Here is a 24,164-nt window from a genome sequence, read left to right as displayed (position 1 = left end):
GGCTTGCTCGCGGAAGCGGCCTGACATTCACCTCAAAACCTACCGTCCCTCATAATCAGAAACAATTAAGCAGCCAATCGGCTGCTCATAAAACTGTTCCCGTTACGTTTACGTCACCCTCGCCAAGACCCTTCTGTGGCCTTTCTCTACGGCAACATGCCATCACGCTACTCGGCTACACACTTTTTCTGGACAACGCCAAGCACCAAATCGGTGCATGACTTTAGGCCTGCGCCCTTTCCTGGATCAAAATCCATGGCGAAACAACCACTGCCCACAGCTCCGGATCCCGTTCGAATAGATCCAGCGCCCGCGTTTCAGACAGCTTGGCGAGCTTGTCCGCGGCCAGCCAGGCAGCCACTTTCTCGCCTTCATCCGTGGCCACGGCTTCGGCTGCAGCGATCAAATCCAGACCCGGGTCGACCCATAACAGGGCACCCTTGGCGAAGAACGGCTCCAGCTCCTTCCAAGTAATAGATGCGGTTTCACCAAGCAGCTTGGCATAGAGGGTGCTAGGTTCTTGAGTCATGGGTCCTGTCCGGAAAAGAAATCGACGTCATCATAACGTTGGTGGTCTGGCAGAAAAACCCGGATGCAATTGAGTTACCGAACGAAAAGAGCAGGAAAGCCAAGGATTGCTGATAGTTCAGCTATAACCCCCGCCGCGATTCTGTCTTTTTCTTTCAATAAAGCGACACCCTCAGGTTTTGCCCCCTGGCGCCAGCTTCCCAGGCTAACAATCGGCGCTCTACACTGTACCGGTACAGTTGCCGGGGGCATTTTCCGGAGGATATCGAAGATATCTGACCCGGTTCTGCTGCTACGGCGCCAGGACTATAAAAACTACAACAGTAAGAGTGGAGCACTATGACTAAGGCTACTAAGCAGATTTCCAAACTGTTTGCCGCTATGGTTCTGGCCGGGGTTGCCAGCCATTCGTTCGCAGCTGACACCATCAAGATCGGCATCGCCGGCCCCAAGACCGGCCCTGTAGCCCAATACGGCGACATGCAGTTCAGTGGCGCCAAAATGGCCATCGAACAAATCAACGCCAAGGGCGGCGTAGACGGCAAGAAACTCGAAGCCGTCGAATACGATGACGCCTGTGATCCAAAACAAGCGGTAGCGGTCGCGAACAAAGTCGTCAACGACGGCGTCAAGTTCGTGATTGGTCACCTGTGCTCCAGCTCCACCCAACCGGCTTCGGACATCTACGAAGACGAAGGCGTGATCATGATCACCCCGGCTGCCACCAGCCCGGACATCACTTCCCGTGGTTACAAAATGGTGTTCCGCACCATCGGTCTGGACAGCGCCCAGGGCCCTGCCGCCGGTAACTACATTGCCGACTTCGTAAAACCGAAAATCGTTGCCGTTCTGCACGACAAACAGCAATACGGTGAAGGCATCGCCACCGCCGTGAAAAAAACCCTGGAAGGCAAAAACGTCAAGGTTGCCGTGTTCGAAGGCATCAACGCCGGCGACAAAGACTTCTCGTCGATGATCGCCAAGCTCAAGCAAGCCAACGTCGACTTCGTCTACTACGGCGGCTACCACCCGGAGCTGGGCCTGATCCTGCGTCAAGCCAGTGAAAAAGGCCTGAAAGCCAAGTTCATGGGTCCGGAAGGCGTGGGTAACGACTCTATTTCGCAGATCGCCAAAGATGCTTCCGAAGGTCTGCTGGTGACCCTGCCGAAATCCTTCGACCAGGATCCAGCCAACATCGCCCTGGCTGATGCGTTCAAAGCCAAGAAAGAAGACCCGAGCGGTCCGTTCGTGTTCCCGGCCTACTCGGCTGTGACCGTGATCGCCGACGGTATCAAGGCTGCCAAGAGCGAAGACACTGCCAAAGTGGCTGAAGCTATCCACGCTGGCACGTTCAAAACCCCGACTGGTGACCTGAGCTTCGACGCCAAGGGCGATCTGAAAGACTTCAAATTTGTGGTTTACGAGTGGCACTTCGGCAAACCTAAAACTGAAGCAAAACCTCAGTAAGGCGTTGCCTGACTGACTGCCAACAAAGCCCACGGCGTGCCGTGGGCTTTGTTTTACGAACGTAATTGGGCCGCGCTGGCGTGATCCGCCAGTCTCCCCACCTGAAAATCTCAAAACCGTCATCAGCGGTTCGCTGGCAAACCTCGCGTTCGAAGTGGGTGCAGATCCACGGGGCTCGAGCGGGAAAATGACTCCACCAGTGAAATGCGTATCAGGTTTTTAGGAGCGCTGTAATGCCTGACATCTATCACTTCTTCCAGCAGCTGGTTAATGGTCTGACCATTGGCAGCACGTATGCCCTGATCGCCATCGGCTATACGATGGTTTACGGCATCATTGGAATGATCAACTTCGCCCACGGCGAGGTGTACATGATCGGCTCTTACGTGGCGTTCATCGCCATCGCCGGGCTGGCAATGATGGGACTCGACAGTGTTCCACTGTTGATGACCGCCGCTTTCATCGCGACCATCGTCGTGACCAGTGCCTACGGTTACAGCATTGAACGGATCGCCTACCGCCCATTGCGCGGCAGCAACCGTCTGATTCCGCTGATTTCCGCTATCGGCATGTCGATCTTCCTGCAGAATACGGTTCTGCTGGCGCAAGACTCCAAGGACAAATCCATCCCCAACCTGATCCCCGGTAACTTTTCCTTCGGACCAGGTGGCGCACAAGAAGTGCTGATTTCTTATATGCAAATCGTGGTGTTCGTGGTGACGCTCGTCGCCATGCTCGGCCTGACGCTGTTCATCTCCCGCTCTCGCCTGGGTCGCGCCTGCCGCGCCTGTGCCGAAGACATCAAGATGGCCAACCTGCTGGGTATCAACACCAACAACATCATCGCCCTGACCTTCGTCATCGGTGCCGCACTGGCGGCCATCGCGGCCGTGCTGCTGAGCATGCAATACGGCGTGATCAACCCCAACGCCGGTTTCCTTGTCGGCCTCAAAGCCTTCACCGCAGCAGTACTGGGCGGTATCGGCAGCATCCCTGGAGCCATGCTCGGCGGGATCGTGCTTGGGGTGGCAGAAGCCTTTGGTGCCGATATCTTCGGCGACCAGTACAAGGACGTCGTGGCGTTCGGTCTATTGGTCCTGGTGTTGTTGTTCCGGCCAACCGGCCTGTTGGGCCGTCCGGAGGTTGAGAAAGTATGACTAGGAATCTTAAACAGGCGTTGTTCAGCGCCTTGCTGGTGTGGGCCGTTGCCTACCCGGTACTGGGTCTGAAACTGACCATCGTCGGCATCAACCTCGAAGTCCATGGCACCAGTGACGCCACACTGATCACCATCGCCGTTTGCTCGGTGCTGATGTTCCTGCGGGTGCTGTTCGACCAGCAGATCAGCTCGGCCTGGCGCTCCTCGCCAAACATGCCGCTGATTCCGGCCAAGGCCAGTAACTTCCTGACCCTGCCGAACACTCAGCGCTGGATCATCATTGCGTTGATCGCCGGTGCGCTGGTCTGGCCGTTTTTCGGTTCTCGCGGGGCGGTGGATATCGCAACGTTGGTGCTGATCTATGTGATGCTCGGCCTGGGCTTGAACATCGTGGTCGGCCTGGCCGGTCTGCTGGACCTGGGTTATGTCGGCTTCTACGCCGTCGGCGCCTACAGTTATGCGTTGCTGTCGCATTACTACGGCCTGAGCTTCTGGATCTGCCTGCCGATCGCCGGTCTGATGGCGGCCACTTTCGGCTTCCTGCTCGGGTTCCCGGTGCTGCGTCTGCGTGGCGACTACCTGGCGATCGTGACGTTGGGCTTCGGTGAAATCATCCGTCTGTTCCTGCGTAACCTGACCGGCCTTACGGGCGGTCCGAACGGCATCAGCAACATCGAGAAACCAACTTTCTTCGGCCTGACCTTCGAACGTAAAGCCGCCGAAGGCATGCAAACCTTCCACGAGTACTTCGGCCTGGCCTACAACTCGATCAACAAGGTGATTTTCCTTTACCTGGTTGCGTTGTTCCTGGCACTGGCGGCACTGTTTGTCATCAACCGCTTGCTGCGCATGCCATTGGGCCGCGCGTGGGAAGCGTTGCGTGAAGACGAAATCGCCTGCCGTGCCTTGGGTCTCAATCCTACGGTCATCAAGCTGTCGGCCTTCACCCTGGGCGCCAGCTTCGCCGGCTTTGCCGGCAGCTTCTTCGCCGCCCGCCAGGGTCTGGTGACACCGGAGTCCTTCACCTTCATCGAGTCGGCGATCATTCTCGCTATCGTGGTGTTGGGTGGCATGGGCTCGCAGCTGGGCGTGATCCTGGCGGCCGTGGTGATGATCCTGCTGCCGGAAATGATGCGTGAGTTCAGTGAGTACCGCATGTTGATGTTCGGCGCCTTGATGGTGCTGATGATGATCTGGCGCCCTCAGGGTCTGCTGCCCATGCAACGTCCTCACATGGAGCTGCGCAAATGAGCCGCGAGATCCTTAAAGTAGAAAATCTGAGCATGCGCTTCGGCGGCTTGCTGGCGGTCAACGGCGTAGCCCTGAGCGTAAAAGAAAAACAGGTCGTGGCATTGATCGGCCCCAACGGCGCCGGCAAGACCACCGTGTTCAACTGCCTGACCGGTTTCTACAAACCGAGCGGCGGCAGCATCCTGCTGGACGGCGAAGCGATCGAGGGCCTGCCCGGCCACAAGATCGCTCTCAAAGGCGTGGTGCGGACCTTCCAGAACGTGCGGCTGTTCAAGGACATGACCGCGGTCGAGAACCTCTTGATCGCCCAGCACCGTCACCTGAACACCAACTTCCTGGCGGGCCTGTTCAAGACGCCGGGGTTCCGCAAGAGCGAGCGCGAGGCGATGGAATTCGCCGAGTACTGGCTGGACAAGGTCAACCTCACGGCGTTTGCCAACCGTCCGGCCGGCACCCTGGCCTACGGTCAGCAGCGTCGCCTGGAAATTGCTCGCTGCATGATGACCCGCCCGCGGATCCTCATGCTCGACGAACCGGCCGCCGGCCTGAACCCGAAGGAAACCGAGGACCTCAAGGCGCTGATCAGCATGCTGCGTGAAGAGCACAACGTGACTGTGCTGCTGATCGAACATGACATGAAACTGGTCATGAGCATTTCCGACCATATCGTCGTGATCAACCAGGGCACGCCCCTGGCCGACGGCACGCCGGAACAGATCCGCGACAATCCTGAAGTGATCAAAGCCTACCTGGGGGAAGCGTAAATGCTGCAATTCGAAAACGTTTCCACCTTCTACGGCAAGATCCAGGCCCTGCACAGCGTCAACGTGGAAATCCGTCAGGGTGAAATCGTCACCCTGATCGGTGCCAACGGCGCGGGCAAATCCACCCTGCTGATGACGCTTTGCGGCTCGCCGCAAGCCCACAGCGGCAGCATCAAGTACATGGGTGAAGAGCTCGTCGGGCAGACCTCGGCGCAGATCATGCGCAAGAGCATCGCCGTAGTGCCGGAAGGTCGTCGGGTGTTTGCCCGTCTGACCGTGGAAGAAAACCTTTCCATGGGCGGTTTCTTCACCGAAAAGGGCGATTATCAGGAACAGATGGACAAGGTTCTCGGACTTTTCCCACGCCTGAAAGAACGCTTCAACCAACGCGGCGGCACCATGTCCGGTGGCGAACAGCAAATGCTCGCCATCGCCCGCGCGTTGATGAGCAAGCCCAAGCTGTTGCTGCTCGACGAGCCTTCGCTGGGTCTGGCGCCGATCATCATCCAGCAGATCTTCGACATCATCGAACAGCTGCGCAAGGATGGGGTGACGGTGTTCCTCGTGGAGCAGAACGCTAACCAGGCGCTGAAAATCGCTGACCGTGCGTACGTTCTGGAGAACGGCCGCGTCGTGATGCAAGGCACCGGTGAAGCACTGCTGACCGATCCGAAAGTGCGTGAAGCGTACCTCGGTGGTTGAGCCTTAGCGGTAACAAAAAAACGGCCTGCGGGCCGTTTTTTTATGCCTGGCCCCACTTCAACAACAATGAAGATCCAATGTGGGAGCGGACTTGCTCGCGAATGCAGATTATCAGCCGGCATCAATGTTGAATGTGAAACCGCCATCGCGAGCAAGCCCGCTCCCACTGGGGTTTATGTGATCAGTTAAAGCCTGTCCAACGCCTCACCACTACGCTTGAACCAGCCAATCAAATAATCCGCCAACACTTGGGTGCGCTTCGGCAACCCACCCTGATAAGGATGCACGAGGTACATCGGCATAGTACGGGTCTGATAATCACGCAGGAGCCAGCGCAAACGCCCGTCAGCCAATTCCGCCTGCAGCAAGTAAGACGGCAGCCGTGCAATGCCGGCCCCGGCCAATGCAGCTTTTTTCAACAGGCTGTAATGATTGCTGGCAAACGGTCCCGATACCCGCACCCGCAGCAGTTCATGTTGCTGGTGATACAGCCATTCTTCGCGGCCGCTGTAATGACTGTTGAGCAGACACCGATGCTCAGCCAGCTCATGGGGCGACAGCGGTTCGCCGTACTGCTCAAGGTAAGCCGGGCTGGCACAGGTCATTTCGTGCCATGCCAGTAGCGGACGCGCGACCAACCGCTGGTCGTTGGCCACTTCGGAACGAACGGCCAGGTCAAAACCGTCGCGGGACAAATCCCGATAGCTGTTGCTCAGGTCGAGCTCAATCTGCACCTGCGGATACTGGCCAGAGAACTCCAGCAGCAAACCATCGAAGAAGGTTTCCCCCAGCGAAACCGGAACCGTCATACGCACCGGGCCGGCCATGTCGTCCTTCAACCGCGCCAATGCCTGACGCGCCCTCTCCACTTGAACTACAAGCGCCTGGGCCTGCGGCAGCAATGCAGCGCCTGCCGCCGTCAGGCTCAAGCGCCGCGTCGTGCGTTGCAATAGGACCACGGAAAACCGCGTTTCCAGCAGGCTGATGCGCTTGGACAACTGGCCTTTGCTGCAACCCAATTGCTGCGCCGCCAAGGTGAAACTCCCCGCTTCGATCAACACCGCGAACGCCGCCAGATCATCCATCTCGCTCATGGACTGTTTCCATTTGAAAACCAAAGGTTGCCTATTAGCGCGCTTATCAGCAGAAAAAACCACTCTAGACTGAAGCCTCATTCATTCCACCCGAGGATCAGCAGCATGAAAGTTCTTTTGATAGGCGCAGGCGGCACCATTGGTTCGGCGGTCGACAAGGAGCTGTCCGAACGTCACGAGGTCATTCGTATTGGCCGCAACAGCGGTGATTTTCATGTGGATATCAGCGACAGCGCCTCGATACGCAAACTGTTCGAGCAGACCGGTAAGTTCGACGCGCTGGTTTGCGCCGCCGGCAACGTGACCTTCGCGCCGTTGAGCGAAATGACAGAAGACAGTTTTGCCCTGGGCCTGAAAGACAAACTGATGGGCCAGGTCAACCTGCTGCTGATCGGCCGCGAATTCGCCAATGACGGCGCCTCGTTCACCTTCACCACCGGCGTGCTCAGCCACGACCCGATTCGCAGCGGTGCCTCGGCAGCGCTGGTCAACGGCGCCCTCGACAGTTTCGTCCGCTCGGCGGCCATCGAACTGACCCGCGGCCTGCGGGTGAACTCGGTCAGCCCGAACGTACTGGTCGAAGCCATGGGCAGCTATGCGCCGTACTTCCGTGGCTACAAACCCGTTCCAGCGGCTGATGTGGCATTGGCCTACGCAAAAAGTGTGGAAGGCTTGCAGACAGGTCAGACCTTTCACGTGGGCTAAACCCTTGTGATGAACGGTCAGGCTGCGTAACGTGGCGACACTTGTCAGGAGACCCAAAGATGCGTGTTGCCCGTTCCTTAGTCCTTGTTGCCCTGCTGCCGTTGTTCGCCGCCTGCCAGTTGCTCGATGGCCCCCGGGAAAATGCCTCCCACGTGGGCCAGACCCGCATGCAGGGCCAGTTGACGGCGGCTGACGGCAAGCTGCTGTTCCAGCCGTGCAATGAACAGCGCAGTTATGTGGTCAACGACACCGGCGGCACCAGCGTCCTGCAAGAGGCCGCGACCCTGGCGGATGCCCAAGGCAAGCTGTTCGCCGACGTCCGTGGCCGCATCGTTGCCAGTGGTGCCGATAGCCGACTCGATCTTGCGCAGTTGTACCGCGTCGAGCGCTCTGGCATTGCGTGCAACGATCCCATTTTTAAACAGCTGATCCTGCGCGCCGCCGGGCATGGGCCGGAGTGGAGTGTCAAAGTCAGCGGCAAAGGCATGGTCATCGACCGCGCCGGTCAGCCACCCTTGGCCCTGCCCTACGTCGAAGAGCAACTGGGTGATGGCCGTTTCAACCTCAGCACCGAAGCCAATAACCAGCGCATCGAACTGTGGGTCGCGCCACAACGTTGCGTCGACAGCACCACCGGCAGCGTCCAGCACATGAGCGCCGAACTGCGCATCGACGGCCAGGTTCAGCGCGGCTGCGGGTATTTCGGCGGGTCGCGTGACGACTGATCGTTTTAGCCTCACGGACATCCGTCTTTGGGGCTTATAATCGCCGGTTTGTGCTCTTGTCTGTACACCTTCCGCCCTGGCGCAGTTGTGCGCCCCGCGAACCGGATCCCGTCATGTTACGAATCACCGAACTCAAGTTGCCGATCGACCATCCCGAAGAAGACCTGCGCCCTGCCATCGTGCAGCGCCTGGGCATCGCCAGCGATGACCTGCTCGATTTCACCTTGTTCAAGCGCAGCTACGATGCGCGCAAAAAGTCCTCCGAACTGTGCTTCATCTACACCATCGACCTCAACGTTCGCGATGAAGCTTTGGTCCTGCATAAGTTCGCCGATGACCGTAACGTCAACGTGGCGCCGGATGTCAGCTACAAAGTGGTCGGCCAGGCGCCGGCCGATCTGGAACAACGGCCTGTGGTCGTCGGTTTCGGTCCATGCGGGATTTTCGCTGGCCTGCTGCTGGCGCAAATGGGCTTCAAGCCGATCATTCTCGAACGCGGCACCGAAGTGCGTCAGCGCACCAAGGACACCTGGGGCCTGTGGCGTAAAAGCGTGCTCAACCCCGAATCCAATGTGCAATTTGGTGAAGGCGGCGCGGGGACGTTCTCCGACGGCAAGCTCTACAGCCAGATCAAGGACCCGAAGTTCATCGGGCGCAAAGTCCTGCATGAGTTCGTCAAGGCCGGCGCGCCGGAAGAAATCCTCTACGTCAGCAAGCCGCACATCGGTACGTTCCGCCTGACCGGCGTGGTGGAGAACATGCGTGAGCAGATTCGCGCGCTCGGCGGCGAAGTGCGCTTCCAGCAGCGGGTCACCGACGTGTTGATCGAAGACGGCCAACTGGTCGGCGTCGAACTCAACGGCGGCGAACAAATTCATTCGAAACACGTGATTCTTGCCTTGGGCCACAGCGCCCGGGACACTTTCCGCATGCTCCACGGCCGTGGTGTGTTCATGGAAGCCAAGCCGTTCTCGGTGGGTTTCCGCATCGAACACCCGCAGTCGCTGATCGACCGCGCGCGCCTGGGCAAGTACGCCGGCCACCCGAAACTGGGTGCCGCCGATTACAAACTGGTGCACCACGCCAGCAACGGACGTTCGGTCTACAGCTTCTGCATGTGCCCGGGCGGCACCGTGGTGGCGGCGACTTCCGAGCCGGGCCGCGTGGTCACCAACGGCATGAGCCAGTACTCGCGTAACGAACGCAACGCCAACTCCGGGATCGTCGTCGGGATCACCCCGGAAGTCGATTACCCGGGCGGCCCGCTGGCTGGCATCGAGTTGCAGGAACGCCTGGAATCCCACGCCTATGTGCTCGGCGGCAGCAACTACGAGGCACCGGCGCAGCTGGTCGGCGACTTCATTGCAGGCAAGCCGTCCACTGAGTTGGGCAGTGTTGAGCCGTCCTACAAACCGGGGGTTGCCTTGGGCGATCTGGCGCTGGCCTTGCCGGCGTTTGCCATCGAAGCGATTCGCGAAGCCTTGCCGGCGTTCGAGAAACAGATTCGTGGTTACTCGCTGCACGATGCGGTGTTGACCGGGATCGAAACGCGCACATCGTCGCCGCTGCGTATTACCCGCGATGAGTCGATGCAGAGCCTGAACGTGAAAGGCTTGTTCCCGGCCGGTGAAGGCGCAGGTTATGCGGGCGGGATTCTGTCGGCAGGTGTGGACGGGATTCGAATTGCTGAAGCGGTAGCCCGAGATATCCTCGGCCTCAAAGACTGACGCAAATCCCCCTTGTGGGAGCGGGCTTGCTCGCGAAGGCGGCTTAACCTTCAACAGAAATGTTGGCTGGCCTACCGCTTTCGCGAGCAAGCCCGCTCCCACATTTGATGTCGGTGTCAGATATTGGCGCGCAACACCGTATCCGGCAGCGGCTCGCCACGCTCGGCACTCGCCGCAACGGCATCAATCAAACCACTCAGCTCATACCCTTGGGCTTTGAGCCAGGCCTGATCGTAATAGCTGGTTTCATAGCGCTCGCCGCCGTCACACAGAATCGCCACGATTGACCCCGATTCCCCCGCCGCCACCATCTGCAGGGCCGCCATCAAGGCGCCGATCAAGTTGGTCCCGCTCGATCCGCCCACCCGCCGGCCCAAATGCTGCGCCAGGTAATGCATGGCCGCCAGCGACAACGCGTCCGGCACTTTGACCATCGCATCAATCACCTTGGGCAGGAACGACGCCTCAACCCGTGGCCGACCAATGCCCTCAATCCGCGAGCCGTGGTCCAGACGCAGGCTGGCATCGCCGGTCTGGTAGTAATCGAAGAACACCGAGCGCTCGGCATCGGCACAAAGCACGCGGGTGCAATGCTGGCGATAACGCACATATCGACCGAGGGTTGCGGTGGTGCCGCCGGTGCCGGGGCTGGAAATCAGCCAGCTCGGCTCGGGGTGCTGTTCAAAGCGCATCTGTTGGAAGATCGATTCGGCGATGTTGTTGTTCGCTCGCCAGTCGGTGGCGCGCTCAGCGTAAGTGAACTGGTCGATGAAGTGACCATCATGCTCGCGAGCCAGACGTTCGGATTCGGCGTAAATCTGCGTCGGATCATCTACCAGGTGACTCTTGCCGCCGTAGAACGCGATCTGCGCGATCTTCTCTTTGGAGGTACTCGCCGGCATCACCGCAATGAACGGCAGGCCCAGCAACCGGGCGAAGTACGCCTCAGAAATCGCCGTCGAACCGCTGGACGCTTCAATCACCGGCGCACCAGGCTTGAGCCAGCCATTACACAGCGCATAGAGGAACAATGAGCGGGCCAGCCGATGCTTGAGGCTGCCGGTGGGGTGGCTGGACTCATCCTTGAAATACAACTCGATACCCGGCAAACCTGGCAGCGGCAAGGGAATCAGGTGGGTGTCGGCGCTGCGCTGGAAGTCGGCTTCGATAATCCGGATGGCTTCGCGGGCCCACTGTCGATTGTCGCTCATGGTGGTTTTCTCGTTGAATCAGGCAAGAGTCGGCCTTATCGCAAGGCTCAATTCACAAGCTTAGGAAAAAACCTACATCACGCACAGGTACAGCTGAGGTTCAATACGTCCGGCAACTGCTAGGCTCTGCTCCGTGGTGGGCGCTGGCGTCGTAATGGCATATAACAAAAAAGAATATAACTTTTGTTTTAACAACTAACGGTACGGGTTAGGGTGTGCCACCTTTTGAACTCATCGATGGAGAGCGACCTTGCCTCTGCGTAGCACTTTCACGCGTTTCTTTCAGTTGGAAGCTGCCAGCGGTCTGTTACTGATCGCCGCTGCAGCCCTGGCTTTGATCATCAACAATTCCCCGCTGGCATGGCTCTACAACGGCCTGCTGGACACGCCCGTCGTCACCCAGATCGGCGCGCTGCAGATCGCCAAACCTTTGCTGCTGTGGATCAACGACGGCCTGATGGCGTTGTTCTTCCTGCTGATCGGCCTGGAAGTGAAGCGTGAAGTCCTCGACGGTCAGCTGTCCAAGCCTTCGCAGATCGTCCTGCCCGGCGCGGCTGCCATTGGCGGCATGGTGGTGCCGGCGCTGCTGTATTGGTTCTTGAACCGCGATGATCCGACAGCTTTGAGTGGCTGGGCCATTCCGATGGCCACGGACATCGCGTTCGCCCTCGGCGTGCTGGCCCTGCTCGGCAAGCGCGTGCCCGTCTCGTTGAAGTTGTTCCTGATGACCCTGGCGATCATCGACGACCTCGGTGCCATCATCGTTATTGCGATCTTCTACTCCGGCGCGTTGTCGACCCTGTCCCTGGCGCTCGCCGCGGCCTGCATCGTGGCGCTGATCGCGATGAACCGGCTGGGCGTGGTCAAGCTCGGGCCGTACATGATCATTGGGTTGATTCTTTGGGTTTGCGTACTCAAGAGCGGTGTCCACGCGACATTGGCCGGCGTGACCCTGGCCTTCTGCATCCCGCTGCGTACCAAAAACGCCGAGCCGTCACCTTTGCTGACCCTGGAGCACGCCCTGCATCCGTGGGTGGCCTACGGCATCCTGCCGCTGTTCGCCTTCGCCAATGCGGGCCTGTCCCTCAGCGGCGTCACCCTCGAAAGCTTTACCCACCACGTACCGATGGGCATCGCGGTCGGCTTGCTGCTGGGCAAGACCCTCGGTGTCTTCGGCCTGACCTGGCTGGCGGTAAAAATCGGCATCGCCGCCCTGCCCCAAGGCGCCAACTGGGGCCAGGTGCTGGGTGTGGCCATCCTTTGCGGCATCGGCTTCACCATGAGTCTGTTTGTCGGCTCCCTGGCGTTTGTGCCGGGCGCCAGTGAATATGCCGGGATGGATCGAATGGGGATTTTGACTGGATCGATACTGGCGGCGTTGATCGGTTATGCGGTGACGGCGGTGGCGAGTCGCAAGAGTATTAGCTCGGCGGTTTAGTTTTGATCGTGTACATATCCGTTGCTTCGGTAACGGCTGCTGGCGGTTTCGCTTTTACAGCGAGTCACTTGGAAGAGCCCCAAGTAACCAAGGGCTTTTGCCCCTTTCGTTCGGCCCTTCGCCTAGGCTCAGGGTGCCCTCGCTCCGGTCCTGCTCCGTGGGCCCGCCGCCATCGGCCATCCATGGCCGGGGGCGGGTAACCCGGCATCCATGCCGGGTTGCCCACTGCGCAGAACCTCCACTCTGTCTCTCGAGGGGGCGTGCACCGCAAAAGCGAGGCGGCCTACCGGCCGGCCTGATCTTTCAAGCGCACGCGTTCCCCTGTGGGAGCGGGCTTGCTCGCGAAGCTGTTGATCTTGATCTTGCCGTTGCCATTGCCGTTGCTTTGCTTCGGCTTCAGATCTGCCGCCCCTTTCCCAGAGGCCGAACGCAGGCGTTGCGCAGGGGGCACCGCGGCAGGGATGCCGCGGTAGCCGCCCCCGGCCATGGATGGCCGATGGCGGCGGGCCCCCGGAGCAATGCCTTCGTTACGGCATGCCGAGCCTGGGCGAGGCACCGAATGGCGGGGCAAAAGCGCTTTGGTTACTTTCGCGCTTTTCGAAAGTGACTCGCTGTAAAAGCGAAACCGTCAGCAGCCATTACCGCAGAAACGGATATGCCCCCCCAGTCAGGCTCCATCTCTCACTGCATGCGAAAAAAAACCCCGACCAGTCACCTGATCGGGGTTTTCTTTTACCCGCTTGCGCTTAGTGCGATACGCGGCTCGTGCCATCAACCGTAGCAATCCGCACCCGCTCGCCAACACGGAAAACTTCGTTTTCCTGAACCTGTTGTACATAGGCGCGCATGCTGCCGTCGTCCTCGCGGACGGTGATTTCCACGCCCTGGGTGCGGGTCAGGCCTTCTTCGGTGGCCGAACCCAGCAGGCCGCCGGCGACTGCGCCGATGACCGCTGCGACGATGCTGCCGCGACCGCCGCCGATGGCGCTACCGCCGACACCACCAACCACAGCACCTGCGGCGCCGCCGATCGGGGTTTTGGTACCTTCGATTTTTACCGGACGCAACGCTTCGATGGTGCCCATGCGAATCGTCTGTACGCGACGCGCTTCGTCACGGGAGTAGGAGTCACCGGTCAGGTTCGATTGGCAGCCAGTGAGCAACATCGCCATGGTGGAAAAGGAAGCAACCAACAGAACAGACTTACGCATAGCATCAACTCCAAAAGGACAGGTATTCATTAAACTCCGCAGCTTGACGCCTGTCACGGCATCGCCCGGATAAAATTGGTTTCATTCAGTTCCGGTACAGGCCGCCTTCACGAACTCACCACACAGTAGCGTCATATTCCGGAATCTGCGCCGCTGACCCAAGGATTCTCATGGATTACTTCATCATTGTCGTCACCACTGTCGCCGGTCTGTACTTCCACGGGTGGTTGTACGTGCGCATCAAACGCTGGATGGACCGCGACCTGGCGTTAGCCCTGGCGGGTAACGACGAGCACAAGAAGGCCTTCATGCTCCAGCAACTGGCGAACGCTCAAGCGCAGAAGATTAAGCGTCGGGACCTGCCGCAGTGGCTGGAGGCCGCTGCGGCAGGCTATCCCGGTCGGTAGACTGCCTAGGGTGCCAGACGTTCAAGAAACCAATCGGCGCCCTGCAAGCGGTAGTTGAGGCGATCGTGCAGACGGCTCGGACGGCCCTGCCAGAATTCGATGCGCTCAGGCAGCAGACGATATCCGCCCCAATGTTCTGGGCAGTGCGGCTGGGTATCGCTGAAGCGTTGCTCGGTGTTCTTGAGCAGCCCTTCCAACTCGGCGCGATCGGCGATCACCCGGCTCTGGGGCGAAGCCCAGGCACCGAGGCGGCTGCCCAGTGGCCGGACTTGAAAGTAGGCGTCGGATTCCTCCGGCGTGACCTTCACCACCCGCCCTTCGATGCGCACCTGGCGCTCCAGGGCGGGCCAGAAAAAGGTCATGGCCGCGAACGGATTCGCGGCCAGGTGCTGGCCCTTGGCGCTGTCGTAATTGGTGAAGAAAGTGAAGCCCTGCTCGTCCAGCCCCTTGAGCAACAGAATGCGGCAATGCGGTCGACCGTCCTGATCGACGGTGGCCAGGGTCATGGCATTGGCTTCCACCGGTGCCTGCTCGGTTTTTACCGCGTCGGCAAACCACTGATGGAACAGCCCGAACGGTTCGGCCGGGGCTTGTGCCTCGGTCAGGCCATCTCGGGTGTAATCGCGACGCATATCAGCCAGGCCCTGGGTCATGGCGCATTCCTTTTGGTTAACGAATCACTTCTTTGCGGCATCGTCTGCGACGGCGACTTTTTTCGAGTCAGCAGCGGCTTTGGCCGGAGCAGTCTTTTTCGCCGGGGTGGCGGTTTTAGCTGGGGCTTTCTTGGCTGGAGCCTTGGCGGCTTTCTTGGCCGGGGCCTTCTTCGCCGCAGGTACATCGGCTTTCTTCGCGGCGGGTGCCGGGGTAACTGGCTTGGCCACTGGCTTGACGTCCTGGGCAGCAACCAATTTGACTGGCGCCGGAGCCGGCATGTTGTACTTGCTCAGCAACGCAACCATGGTGTTTTGCGGGGTGACCAACAGTTCCACACGACGGTTCAAGGCACGGCCTTCATTGCTGTCGTTGGCTGCACGCGGGGCTTCGCCACCCATGCCGCGCAGCATCAGGCGATCACGCTGCAGACCGCTGAGACGGAAGATCGCCGCGACCGACTGCGCTCGTTCCTGGCTCAATTTCACGTTGGCCGGCACGGCGCCCGAGGTATCGCTGTGACCGAGCACCAGTACGGCAGTTTTCGGATCGACTTCGAGGATTTTCGCGACGCGGGTGAACGGACCGAGAACGACCGGCAACAACATGGCCGGACGATCCGGGTTGAAAGAACCTTCTACCGGCGCAGTGACTACCAATACGTTTTCACGGCGTTCAAGTTGCAGATTGCTGCCCTTGATCGCCTCGCGCAGGCGCGGCTCGTAGTCGTCGAGCCAGGCCTGGGTGACTTTGGGGTCAGGCATTGGCACGGCTTTGGCGGTGCTCTGCTCCTTGCCACCGAACGGCCACCACCATTTGCCACCGGCTTCTGCCTCAGCCTTGGCCACTTCGACGGGCTTGGCTTCAGGCTTGGCTTCAGCCTTTACCTCTGGTTTTTTGTCGAGGACTTCCTCGGAGCCGAACGGCCAGTACCAAGGGCTGGAGCTTTCAGTCTTGGCTACCGGTGCGGTGGCGGCAGGCTTGAGAGGTGCTGGAGCCGGAGCTGGAGTTGAGCCTTTAGCCGGGTCTTTGGCCGCGACTTTGTCGGAGGAACCGAACGGCCACCAGCTGCCGCCGTCTGCGTCATTTTTTGGGGTTTGTGCGCAACCGGTGATAGCGAAGCACAGTGCCAAAGCGAGGGTTTGTTTGGTTGACATTGGATATCCACAAAAAATGAAGAAATGAAAAAATCAGACCGGGCTGGCCCGCATAAACAGACGCTTTGAAACCGAAAAGGCTTTCAGGTTCCGGTTCTGGAACCCTTGAGCGGGTTTTACAGACAAGTGGCCAGTACGCGCACCAGCCTTTGTGCGCGCGGATCCATCAAGACGTACGGCCCCAGGGTGTTTGTCACAAAGCCGAAGGCCACATCGTGTTCCGGGTCAGCAAAACCGATGGAACCGCCGGCGCCGGGATGGCCGAACGCACGAGGGCCGAGGCCGTAGGTCGCGTTGGGCACGTCCGGTTGATCGAGCATGCAACCCAGGCCAAAACGGGTCCGGGTCAGTAAAGTCTTGTCTTCGCCGATGCTGTGTTCACGGGTCAGCTCGTCGAGCATTTCGCCTTCCAGCAAGCTACCGTCGAGCAGTCCGGCATAGAACCCGGCCAGGCTGCGGGCATTGCCGTGGCCATTGGCGGCGGGTTGCTGCATCCGGCGCCACTCGGGTTTGTTGGTGCTGGTCATGATCGACGGCGGGTTGGTGAAGGCCCGGGTGCTCATGGCCGTCGGCTCGCGCATGGTCACTTGCAGCAAGCGCTGGGCGGCGGCATCGCCGACATTGCCCTTGCCACGGGCGATGTGCGCCACACGATGGAACTCTTCTTTGGCCAGGCCGACATGAAAATCGAGCCCCAAGGGCTTGGCTACCCGTGCCACGATGGATTCACCTGGCCCGCGACCGTCGACCCGACGCAGTAACTCACCGACCAGCCAGCCGTAGGTAATCGCCGCATAACCGTGGCCTTGACCGGGCGTCCACCACGGTTCTTCGGCGGCCAGGGCGTCCACCATGGTTTGCCAGTCGTAAAGCGCTTCCGGAGCCAGCAACTCGCGCAGCGCCGGCAGACCGGCTTGATGGCAGAGCAATTGGCGCAGGGTCACGGAGCCTTTGCCGGCGGCGGCGAACTCGGGCCAGTAGCGAGCAACGGGTGCATCCAGTTGCAGCTTGCCTTCGGCCACCAGCTGCAGGGCAGTGACGGCGGTGAAGGTCTTGGTGCAGGAGAACAGGTTGGCGATGGTGTCGCTGTGCCAGGCTTCAAAGCCATCCTTGTCGGCGGTACCGGCCCAAAGGTCGACAACCGTTTCGCCGCCGATCCGGATGCACAACGCTGCGCCACGTTCCTGAGGATCGTCGAACAACGCCGTGAAAGCCTCACGCACCGCTTCGAACTTCAGCTCGTAATAACCCTGAATCTGCACCCGCCACTCCCCTGGATATATGCACTAAGTGGCCCGCATTGTTCCAGCCCTTGAGGGTTTTGGGAACAGGGGCGGGCTGGGCGGTCGCCCGGTTATCCGCTGGAAACCAGCGGTGATGCTGCTGATGCCTTCGCGAGCAAGCCCGCTCCAACATTGAACCAGCGTCCGTCTGGACACCTCGGTCAACTGTGGGAGGGGGCTTGCTCGCGAAGAACGATAACGCGGTCCGTCAGGACTCAGTGGCCATTACCGGCATCACCTTTTTTGCCGCCCGCTGCGTCATGGCTGGCTTTCTCCGCATTGGCCTGAACCTTCCCGGCCTCTTTGCCCAACTGATCGACAGTCGCCAGGTTGCTCTTGCGCACGCTGTCGACAAAGCCCTGGAACGGCAGATCCGTAATGCCCACCAGCCCGAAGTGTCCGTTCTCACCATCCAGCAGGCGCCCGGTCACAGGCTGATCGAGATACTGGAACCAGTGCACCCCGACAATCGACGGTTCGCTCAGCGCTTGTTTGAGAAAATTCGCATAGGCCGGGCCGCGGTCTTCTTCCTTGGCCAATTGCGTCACGCCGCCCCAGAACGGACCGCGATCCTTAGATCCGAAGTTGAATTCGGTGATCAACACCGGTTTGTCGAGGCTGCGCAGTTTGGCGAAGTCGTATCCGTCCTGCGGTTGCAGGGTGTACATGTTGAAGCTCACCACGTCGCAATACTGCGCACAGGACTCAACCGCTTCCGGGGTGCTGATGGCAAACCGGCCGCCCAGCAACAGCTGGTTTGGCGCGTGCCACTTGAGCGAGTCGGAAATGGTTTTGAAGTACGTGTCGGCGAAAACCTTCTGGAAATATTTGAAGTCGGCTTCGATTTCCGGGTATTCGGCGCTTGGCAGCGGCGGCACGAAGCCTGGGTCTTCCATCAACTCCCAGGCCGGCAGATCAATGCCCCAGGCTTTCGACAGACCGGCCTGATTGCGATATTTGTCCCGCAGTTGCTTGAGGAACGCACGCTTGGCCGGCACGTCAGTGGTCATTTTCAACGTGCCATACGCCAAGGCGTAGCGGGCCTTCGGGTCATCACCGGGTCCGGCCCAGGCCAGTTCGTTATCGGCGAAGTAACCGATCACCCACGGATCGTCACGATGATCCCGAGCGGCAATGGCCACGGCGCGTTCGGTGGCCATGGCGAAGCGCGGGTCAAACGGGTCGGGCATGCCCCCCCACCAATCGGTGCCAGTGCTGATGCTGGCGTAATCGCCGACGATCGACAACGGCAAGGTGTAGGGCACGCGGTCAGCTTTGCTCAGCGCCGGAGCGCTCCAGTTGCCAAGGGTGTTGAAGCCCCAGGCTTGCAGGCGATCGAGGGTATGGCTGGCCCAACGTTGTTCATCAAACACCGCTTTGCAGGGTTCGGCTGCTGGCTGTTCAGCCGTTTTCGCGACCGTCGCCTGGGCTGCGTCGGTCCTGGCGGCTTCAGCGACGCCGGATTCGGCCGTCGAAGGAACAACAGGCGGTTCAGCGGCCTTATCGGCCGTTGCCTCGACAGCGTCGGCCTTGGCTGCTTCGGCGACTCCGGCCTTGGTGTCGCTGCCCAGGGTGCAAGGTTCGCCATACAAACGCTGCAAGTTGGCGCCATAGAAATCGTACCAGCGACCGGCGTTAAAGCCTCGGCCCCGATCGGCACCGTTGCCGCCACGGTTGTCGCCTTCGCCGTAATGGCTGGCCAGAGGCTCGTCAGGGGTTGGCAGGGACTGGAACATCCATTCGCGACCGGCAATGTAGGTCTGGTTGACGTCCGGGGTCACGGTGTTGACGCCCAGGGAATAGAACGGATGCCCTTCCGGGGTCACCAGGTACCAGCGACCGTCACGTTTCTCGGTGCGGAAAAAACCGCTGGCCTTGAAGGTCGGGCCTTTGTTCAAGCCACCGAACTTGTCCAGGGACGACTTCCCGCGCTCGGCCAGCCAGGTTTTCAGTTGTTGCTGTTCTTTGGCGGCGGCAGATTTCAGCTGGTCGTCGTTGCTGACTTTCTCCGGCCATTTCGCGCGGGTCGATTGACCGTAAGCGTCCACCAGACCGCCATAGACCACTTTGCTCACAGCCTCGCCGTCCTGCACGCCAAAGCGCTCCAGCAGGATGCTCTGGGCGACTTTCGGCTGATCCATCGACAAGGTCACCGACACCACCTGGCTGCGATCCAGTTCCCCGGCACTGCTGGCCAGCAATACGCGCTGACCGTCGACATTCATCGGCATCGGCGGGCCGGCTTTCATGCCCTGGCTCAACGGCGAACTGGCGACCAACGGCACCAACAGGGTTTGCGCCGGGCCAGCGGGCAGATCCACGCGACTGATCAGGGTTTTGCCGTCGTTGCTCTGGATTTTCACATACAGGGTCAAGGCCCAATTCATCGCGCTCTGGATCCGCAGGCTCATGACGCCTGACTGCGACCAGTCCCAGGCACCGGTTTGCGGGGTCAAGCGCAACGTCGGCTGGGCCACCGGATTGAAGGTCACCCGACGCAACACTTCGCCTTCGGCCGTTTGTTCGGCATTGGATTGCGGCAGGCTGGCGTCCTGAGTCGCCACCTGGACCACGTCGGCGGGGCGCACAAAGTTGAATAGCGTCTGTTGGCTGGCAGGCGCCGCCAGCAAAGGGGCCGCGAACATCAGAGCAAATACAGCGGGCAGCGAACGGCGAATCATGAGAACGAAATTCTCCCTAACGACCATCAATGGGCCAGTGGAAAAGCGGTGGCTGTGAGATAGACAACGGGGCGGGCAAAAATGCCCAGCCCTGTTTCAGGAAATTTCACGACGGAATGGAGGCAACGCATTGAGGATCGCTTTGCCGTAACGCTGAGTGACCAGGCGCCGGTCGAGCAAGGTGATGGTGCCGCGGTCTTCTTCGGTGCGCAGCAAGCGACCGCAGGCCTGGACCAGTTTCAGCGAGGCATCCGGCACCGAGATTTCCATGAACGGATTGCCGCCCCGGGCTTCGATCCATTCGGCCAGGGCCGCCTCGACCGGATCATCGGGCACAGAGAACGGAATCTTGGCGATCACCACGTGTTCGCAATACGCACCTGGCAAATCGACACCTTCGGCGAAACTCGCCAGGCCGAACAGCACGCTGGAATCCCCGCCATCGACCCGCGCCTTGTGCTTGTTCAGGGTTTCCTGTTTCGACAGGTTGCCTTGAATGAACACTTGCTTGCGCCAGTCGCGATCCAGGCCGTCGAACACGTCCTGCATCTGTTTACGCGAAGAAAACAGCACCAGCGTACCGCGCGAGCCTTCCACCAGTTGCGGCAGGTCGCGGATGATTGCGGCGGTGTGTGCCGGCGCATCACGGGGATCGGCTTTCAGGTCCGGCACCCGCAGCACACCGGCGTCGGCGTGATGGAACGGGCTCGGGACCACGGCGGTCACGGCTTTTTTCGGCAGCCCGGCGCGCATGCGGAAGCGGTCGAACGTGCCGAGAGCCGTCAACGTGGCCGAAGTCACCAATGCCCCGTAAGCCACGTTCCACAGATTGCGCCGGAGCATTTCCGCCGCGAGGATCGGGCTGGCGTTGACCTCGATGTCGAACAGCGAACCGCTTTCTGCCAGGGTCAGCCAGCGGGCCATGGGCGGGTTGTCTTCCGGGTCTTCAGCGGTGAACGCGCCCCACAACTCCCAATTGCCCGAAGATCGGGACAACAGGCTGCCGAACAGCGGATACCACTCTTCGGCCTGGTTACTGGCGATGCCGATGTTGACCTCGCCGTCCATGCCTTCCTTGAGCAATTCAGTGAGCCGGGTGAACAGGTCGGTCAGACGGGCAAAGCCTTTCTTCAACTCGATGCCCATTTCACGCATGTGCTCGGGAATCACCCCGCCGACGAAACGGTGACGCGGTCGCTCGCGACCTTCGACGTCTTCGCCGGGTTTGAAATCGGCGACCTGTTCGCAGGCGGTGAACATGAACTGCTGCTGGGTCTTGATCTCCCGTGCCAGCTCCGGCACCTGTTCGATCAACTTGCCCAGGTCCCCCGGCAGCGGGTGTTGGGCCAGCAGTTTGGTGAGGTTCTTGGCGGTGGTTTCCAGCCAGTCGGCGGTGGAACGCAGGCGCGTGTAGTGAGCGAAGTGGCCGATGGCCTTGTCCGGCAGGTGGTGGCCTTCGTCGAACACGTAGATGGTGTCGCGCGGGTCCGGCAGGACCGCGCCGCCACCCAATGCCAGATCGGCCAGAACCATGTCGTGGTTGGTGACGATCACGTCGACCTTGCCCATGCCTTCGCGGGCCTTGTAGAAGGCGCACTGGCCGAAGTTCGGGCAATGGCGGTTGGTGCACTGGCTGTGATCGGTGGTCAGGCGCGCCCAATCGGCGTCTTCCAGGGCGGTGGACCAACTGTCGCGGTCGCCGTCCCATTTATTGCCGGCCAGCTTCTCGATCATGCTGGTAAACAGCTTCTGGCTGGCCTCATCGACTTCGATCTTGAAACCTTCTTCTTCGAACAACTGCGCCGTGGCGGTTTGCGCGTGACCTTCCTGGAGCAGCATGTCGAGCTTGGACAGGCACATGTAGCGCCCGCGCCCCTTGGCCAGGGCAAAGCTGAAATTCAGCCCGCTGTTGCGCATCAGGTCGGGCAAGTCCTTGTAGACGATCTGCTCTTGCAGGGCCACGGTGGCCGTGGCGATCACCAGGCGTTTGCCCGCGGCCTTTGCAGTGGGGATCGCTGCCAGGCTGTAGGCCACGGTTTTACCGGTACCGGTGCCGGCTTCCACCGCGACAATCGCGGGGTCGCCACTGCGCCGGCCTTCGTCGTCGGTGTCGATGGCACCGAGGACTTTGGCAATTTCGGCAATCATCAGGCGTTGGCCGTAGCGCGGCTTGAGGCTCTTGGCTTCGAGAAAACGCGAGTAGGCGCCCTGGATCGTGGTTTTGAGTTCGGTGCTGATCATGGATTGTCGGCGCAAAAAACGCTGGATAAATTTTCAGTGGTTCGGATCGGCCGCTATCATACCCCGCTAATTAATCCCGCGCAGAACGGAGTATCTCAATGACACCTTTTGGCCTTGTTTACACCCTGCATGTCCTGTCCGCCCTGGTGTGGGTCGGCGGCATGTTTTTCGCTTGGATGGTCTTGCGCCCCGCAGCAATGAAGGCTCTGGAAGGCCCTGCACGATTGAAGCTGTGGGTAGAAGTGTTTCAAGGTTTTTTCCGTTGGGTCTGGATCGCGGTGGTGCTTTTGCCGATCAGCGGCGTGGGCATGATTCATCTGCAATACACCGGTTTTGAAACCGCGCCGAATTACGTGCAGGTGATGATGGGGTTGTACGTGGTGATGACGGCGCTGTTTATCCGGATTCAGGCATTGATGTTGCCGGAATTGCGCACGGCGGTGGCGGCGCAGGATTGGCCGACCGGTGCTGCGGTGCTGGGGAGAATTCGCAAGTTGGTGGGGGTCAATCTGATTGTCGGGATGGTGCTGGTGGCGATTGCTGCTGCTCGGCCTATGTTCTAAAAGCTTCGCGGGCAAGCCCGCTCCCACAATGGATCATTGAAACCCTGTGGGAGCGGGGCTTGCCCGCGAAGACAATCGACTAGACGACACATATTTCAGAAGCTGATTACAACCGCTGAACAGTCACCGAACCCGTTGCACCCGCTGGCCCCGGCTGGCCATCGGTGCCAGGGCGCCCGCTCTTGCCGCCATCAGCCTTGTACACGAAGCAGCCCTTGGCCTTGCCGCCCGCCCCCGGTTTACCGCCAGGCCCGGCCACGCCACCAGCACCGCCGGCCACTTGGACCTTGATCTGTTCTGCCGGGTAATCCCGCGGCACTTCCAATCGAACCAGCGCACCGGGCGCACCCGGCTGTCCGTCGCTGCCATTACTGCCATCGGCACCGCGACCGGCCTGGCCCCAGGTACAACCGGGGGCCTGACCGTTGGCGCCGTCGAGACCGACAAAACCCGGTGCGCCCGCGCCACCGCGAGCATCTACCGACAATTGCGGCGCGTTCAGTGTCTTGATCTGCAAATTCAGGTTACGGCCGGAACGGGCGGCCTTGAGATAAGTCCCCGGCGCACCGCGCGCGGTAATCTGGCTGCCTTCGGACAATTCGGCACGGCTGACCTTCAGCTCCAGCGCCTGTTCGCTGGGCACGATGGCGATCCGCGCTTCACGGCCAAGGTGCAATTCGCCGACCGTCACTTCAGTCACGTTCGAGGGAATCAACAAAGTGCCGTAGTCGGCGACTTCCAGGCGTTCCAGCTGCAAGGTGCTGGCGGTGTTGGGCAAGCGCATCAAGGAGTTGGTTTCGACACTCACCACCTGCGCGCAGGCCAATGGGCTGATAAATGCAGCGAGCAGACAGAGTTTACGCATGGGAAGCCTTCGATGCGGTCGGAGCCGGGATGGTTTGCAGGTGATAAACGCCGAAAAACAGGATCTTCAAGCGATCACGCCAAGGGTGAGCGCGGCCTCTGAGGCTACGGAAGCAGAACACCGCCTCAAGAAGATGGATAAACGCCAGCAAGGCGCCGGCCAGATCGACCAACAGATGCAGAGGATTGATAAACGGCATGAGCTGATTGGCCAGCACCACCAGCCAGAACAGCAGGGTCAACAGCTTCCAGAACCCCCAAAACACCTTCATACGCCCCCCGATGAGAATTATTCTTTGCGCGCACAGTACCGGCATCCACGCGGGATAAGCCAG

The 24,164-nt window shown here is 60.2% G+C and carries 22 protein-coding genes; 11 read left to right on the top strand and 11 right to left on the bottom strand.

Going from position 1 to position 24,164, the window contains the following annotated elements; all coding sequences use genetic code 11:
* Window positions 1-223 precede the first annotated feature (223 nt).
* Window positions 224-529, bottom strand: a complete 306-nt coding sequence (locus ACA055_RS06285; protein ID WP_497682837.1) for a DUF2288 domain-containing protein — start codon at window positions 527-529, stop codon at window positions 224-226.
* Between the two features lie 338 nt (window positions 530-867).
* On the opposite strand from ACA055_RS06285, the gene ACA055_RS06280 reads away from it, so the two are divergent.
* The 5 genes from ACA055_RS06280 (at window position 868) to ACA055_RS06260 (ending at window position 5,871) form a co-directional block, all read left to right on the top strand.
* The gene (locus tag ACA055_RS06280; RefSeq protein ID WP_497682836.1) at window positions 868-1,995 is read left to right on the top strand and encodes a branched-chain amino acid ABC transporter substrate-binding protein; all 1,128 of its coding nucleotides are present in this window, start codon (window positions 868-870) and stop codon (window positions 1,993-1,995) included.
* A 233-nt stretch (window positions 1,996-2,228) separates the two neighbouring features.
* The gene (livH, locus tag ACA055_RS06275) at window positions 2,229-3,152 is read left to right on the top strand and encodes a high-affinity branched-chain amino acid ABC transporter permease LivH (protein ID WP_497682835.1); all 924 of its coding nucleotides are present in this window, start codon (window positions 2,229-2,231) and stop codon (window positions 3,150-3,152) included.
* Window positions 3,149-4,405 (top strand): high-affinity branched-chain amino acid ABC transporter permease LivM, encoded by a 1,257-nt coding sequence (locus ACA055_RS06270; protein WP_497682834.1) that lies wholly within the window; start codon window positions 3,149-3,151, stop codon window positions 4,403-4,405. Before livH ends, ACA055_RS06270 begins: the two co-directional genes overlap by 4 nt.
* Complete coding sequence (gene livG, locus ACA055_RS06265; RefSeq protein ID WP_497682833.1) at window positions 4,402-5,169, top strand: high-affinity branched-chain amino acid ABC transporter ATP-binding protein LivG; 768 nt, start codon at window positions 4,402-4,404, stop codon at window positions 5,167-5,169. The genes ACA055_RS06270 and livG overlap by 4 nt, the downstream gene beginning before the upstream one ends.
* Window positions 5,170-5,871, top strand: coding sequence for an ABC transporter ATP-binding protein (locus ACA055_RS06260; RefSeq protein ID WP_497682832.1), 702 nt, complete (start codon window positions 5,170-5,172; stop codon window positions 5,869-5,871).
* 185 nt (window positions 5,872-6,056) lie between these two features.
* Here ACA055_RS06260 and ACA055_RS06255 read toward each other — a convergent pair whose 3' ends face one another.
* Entirely contained in the window at window positions 6,057-6,965 is a 909-nt protein-coding gene (locus ACA055_RS06255) for a LysR family transcriptional regulator (RefSeq protein WP_497682831.1), read from the bottom strand.
* Between the two features lie 105 nt (window positions 6,966-7,070).
* Between ACA055_RS06255 and ACA055_RS06250 the strand changes: the two genes are divergently transcribed.
* The 3 genes from ACA055_RS06250 (at window position 7,071) to ACA055_RS06240 (ending at window position 10,122) form a co-directional block, all read left to right on the top strand.
* Window positions 7,071-7,670, top strand: a complete 600-nt coding sequence (locus ACA055_RS06250) for a short chain dehydrogenase (RefSeq protein ID WP_497682830.1) — start codon at window positions 7,071-7,073, stop codon at window positions 7,668-7,670.
* Window positions 7,671-7,729: 59 nt separating this feature from the next.
* Entirely contained in the window at window positions 7,730-8,395 is a 666-nt protein-coding gene (locus ACA055_RS06245; RefSeq protein ID WP_497682829.1) for a COG3650 family protein, read from the top strand.
* A 113-nt stretch (window positions 8,396-8,508) separates the two neighbouring features.
* Window positions 8,509-10,122 carry an NAD(P)/FAD-dependent oxidoreductase gene (locus ACA055_RS06240; RefSeq protein WP_497682828.1) on the top strand — a complete coding sequence of 538 codons (1,614 nt, stop codon included), beginning with the start codon at window positions 8,509-8,511 and terminating at the stop codon, window positions 10,120-10,122.
* Between the two features lie 116 nt (window positions 10,123-10,238).
* Here ACA055_RS06240 and ACA055_RS06235 read toward each other — a convergent pair whose 3' ends face one another.
* On the bottom strand, window positions 10,239-11,333 hold the full coding sequence (locus ACA055_RS06235; RefSeq protein WP_497682827.1) for a PLP-dependent cysteine synthase family protein: 1,095 nt from the start codon (window positions 11,331-11,333) through the stop codon (window positions 10,239-10,241).
* Between the two features lie 250 nt (window positions 11,334-11,583).
* Here ACA055_RS06235 and nhaA point away from each other — a divergent pair, with 250 nt between their 5' ends.
* Window positions 11,584-12,771: a Na+/H+ antiporter NhaA gene (gene nhaA, locus ACA055_RS06230; protein ID WP_497682826.1), complete on the top strand. Its 1,188-nt coding sequence runs from the start codon at window positions 11,584-11,586 to the stop codon at window positions 12,769-12,771.
* A gap of 746 nt (window positions 12,772-13,517) precedes the next feature.
* Here nhaA and ACA055_RS06225 read toward each other — a convergent pair.
* The gene (locus tag ACA055_RS06225) at window positions 13,518-13,982 is read right to left on the bottom strand and encodes an outer membrane lipoprotein (RefSeq protein ID WP_064676178.1); all 465 of its coding nucleotides are present in this window, start codon (window positions 13,980-13,982) and stop codon (window positions 13,518-13,520) included.
* A gap of 170 nt (window positions 13,983-14,152) precedes the next feature.
* Between ACA055_RS06225 and ACA055_RS06220 the strand changes: the two genes are divergently transcribed.
* A complete protein-coding gene (locus ACA055_RS06220) occupies window positions 14,153-14,389 on the top strand; it encodes a hypothetical protein (protein ID WP_497682825.1) in 237 nt (78 codons plus the stop codon).
* A 5-nt stretch (window positions 14,390-14,394) separates the two neighbouring features.
* Here the strand turns inward: ACA055_RS06220 and pdxH are convergent, their stop codons facing one another.
* The 5 genes from pdxH to dinG all read right to left on the bottom strand — a co-directional run bounded on the left by pdxH (window position 14,395) and on the right by dinG (window position 22,402).
* The gene (gene pdxH / locus ACA055_RS06215; RefSeq protein ID WP_497682824.1) at window positions 14,395-15,042 is read right to left on the bottom strand and encodes a pyridoxamine 5'-phosphate oxidase; all 648 of its coding nucleotides are present in this window, start codon (window positions 15,040-15,042) and stop codon (window positions 14,395-14,397) included.
* A 24-nt stretch (window positions 15,043-15,066) separates the two neighbouring features.
* Entirely contained in the window at window positions 15,067-16,197 is a 1,131-nt protein-coding gene (locus tag ACA055_RS06210) for an OmpA family protein (protein WP_497682823.1), read from the bottom strand.
* 116 nt (window positions 16,198-16,313) lie between these two features.
* Window positions 16,314-17,459 (bottom strand): serine hydrolase domain-containing protein, encoded by a 1,146-nt coding sequence (locus tag ACA055_RS06205; protein ID WP_497682822.1) that lies wholly within the window; start codon window positions 17,457-17,459, stop codon window positions 16,314-16,316.
* Between the two features lie 236 nt (window positions 17,460-17,695).
* A complete protein-coding gene (locus ACA055_RS06200) occupies window positions 17,696-20,161 on the bottom strand; it encodes a beta-galactosidase (RefSeq protein WP_497682821.1) in 2,466 nt (821 codons plus the stop codon).
* 96 nt (window positions 20,162-20,257) lie between these two features.
* Window positions 20,258-22,402: an ATP-dependent DNA helicase DinG gene (gene dinG / locus ACA055_RS06195; RefSeq protein ID WP_497682820.1), complete on the bottom strand. Its 2,145-nt coding sequence runs from the start codon at window positions 22,400-22,402 to the stop codon at window positions 20,258-20,260.
* 98 nt (window positions 22,403-22,500) lie between these two features.
* Between dinG and ACA055_RS06190 the strand changes: the two genes are divergently transcribed.
* On the top strand, window positions 22,501-22,965 hold the full coding sequence (locus tag ACA055_RS06190) for a CopD family protein (protein ID WP_497682819.1): 465 nt from the start codon (window positions 22,501-22,503) through the stop codon (window positions 22,963-22,965).
* Window positions 22,966-23,071: 106 nt separating this feature from the next.
* On the opposite strand, the gene ACA055_RS06185 is transcribed toward ACA055_RS06190, so the two are convergent.
* Together ACA055_RS06185 and ACA055_RS06180 are read right to left on the bottom strand one after the other, a co-directional pair.
* Window positions 23,072-23,830, bottom strand: coding sequence for a collagen-like triple helix repeat-containing protein (locus tag ACA055_RS06185; RefSeq protein ID WP_497682818.1), 759 nt, complete (start codon window positions 23,828-23,830; stop codon window positions 23,072-23,074).
* A complete protein-coding gene (locus ACA055_RS06180; protein WP_497682817.1) occupies window positions 23,823-24,101 on the bottom strand; it encodes a DUF1145 domain-containing protein in 279 nt (92 codons plus the stop codon). The genes ACA055_RS06185 and ACA055_RS06180 overlap by 8 nt, the downstream gene beginning before the upstream one ends.
* Window positions 24,102-24,164 lie beyond the last annotated feature (63 nt).

It is taken from the genome of Pseudomonas sp. LBUM1657, assembly GCF_059716075.1.
Note: the sequence above shows the minus strand (reverse complement) of the source record. Positions and strands in the feature narration are given on the sequence as shown.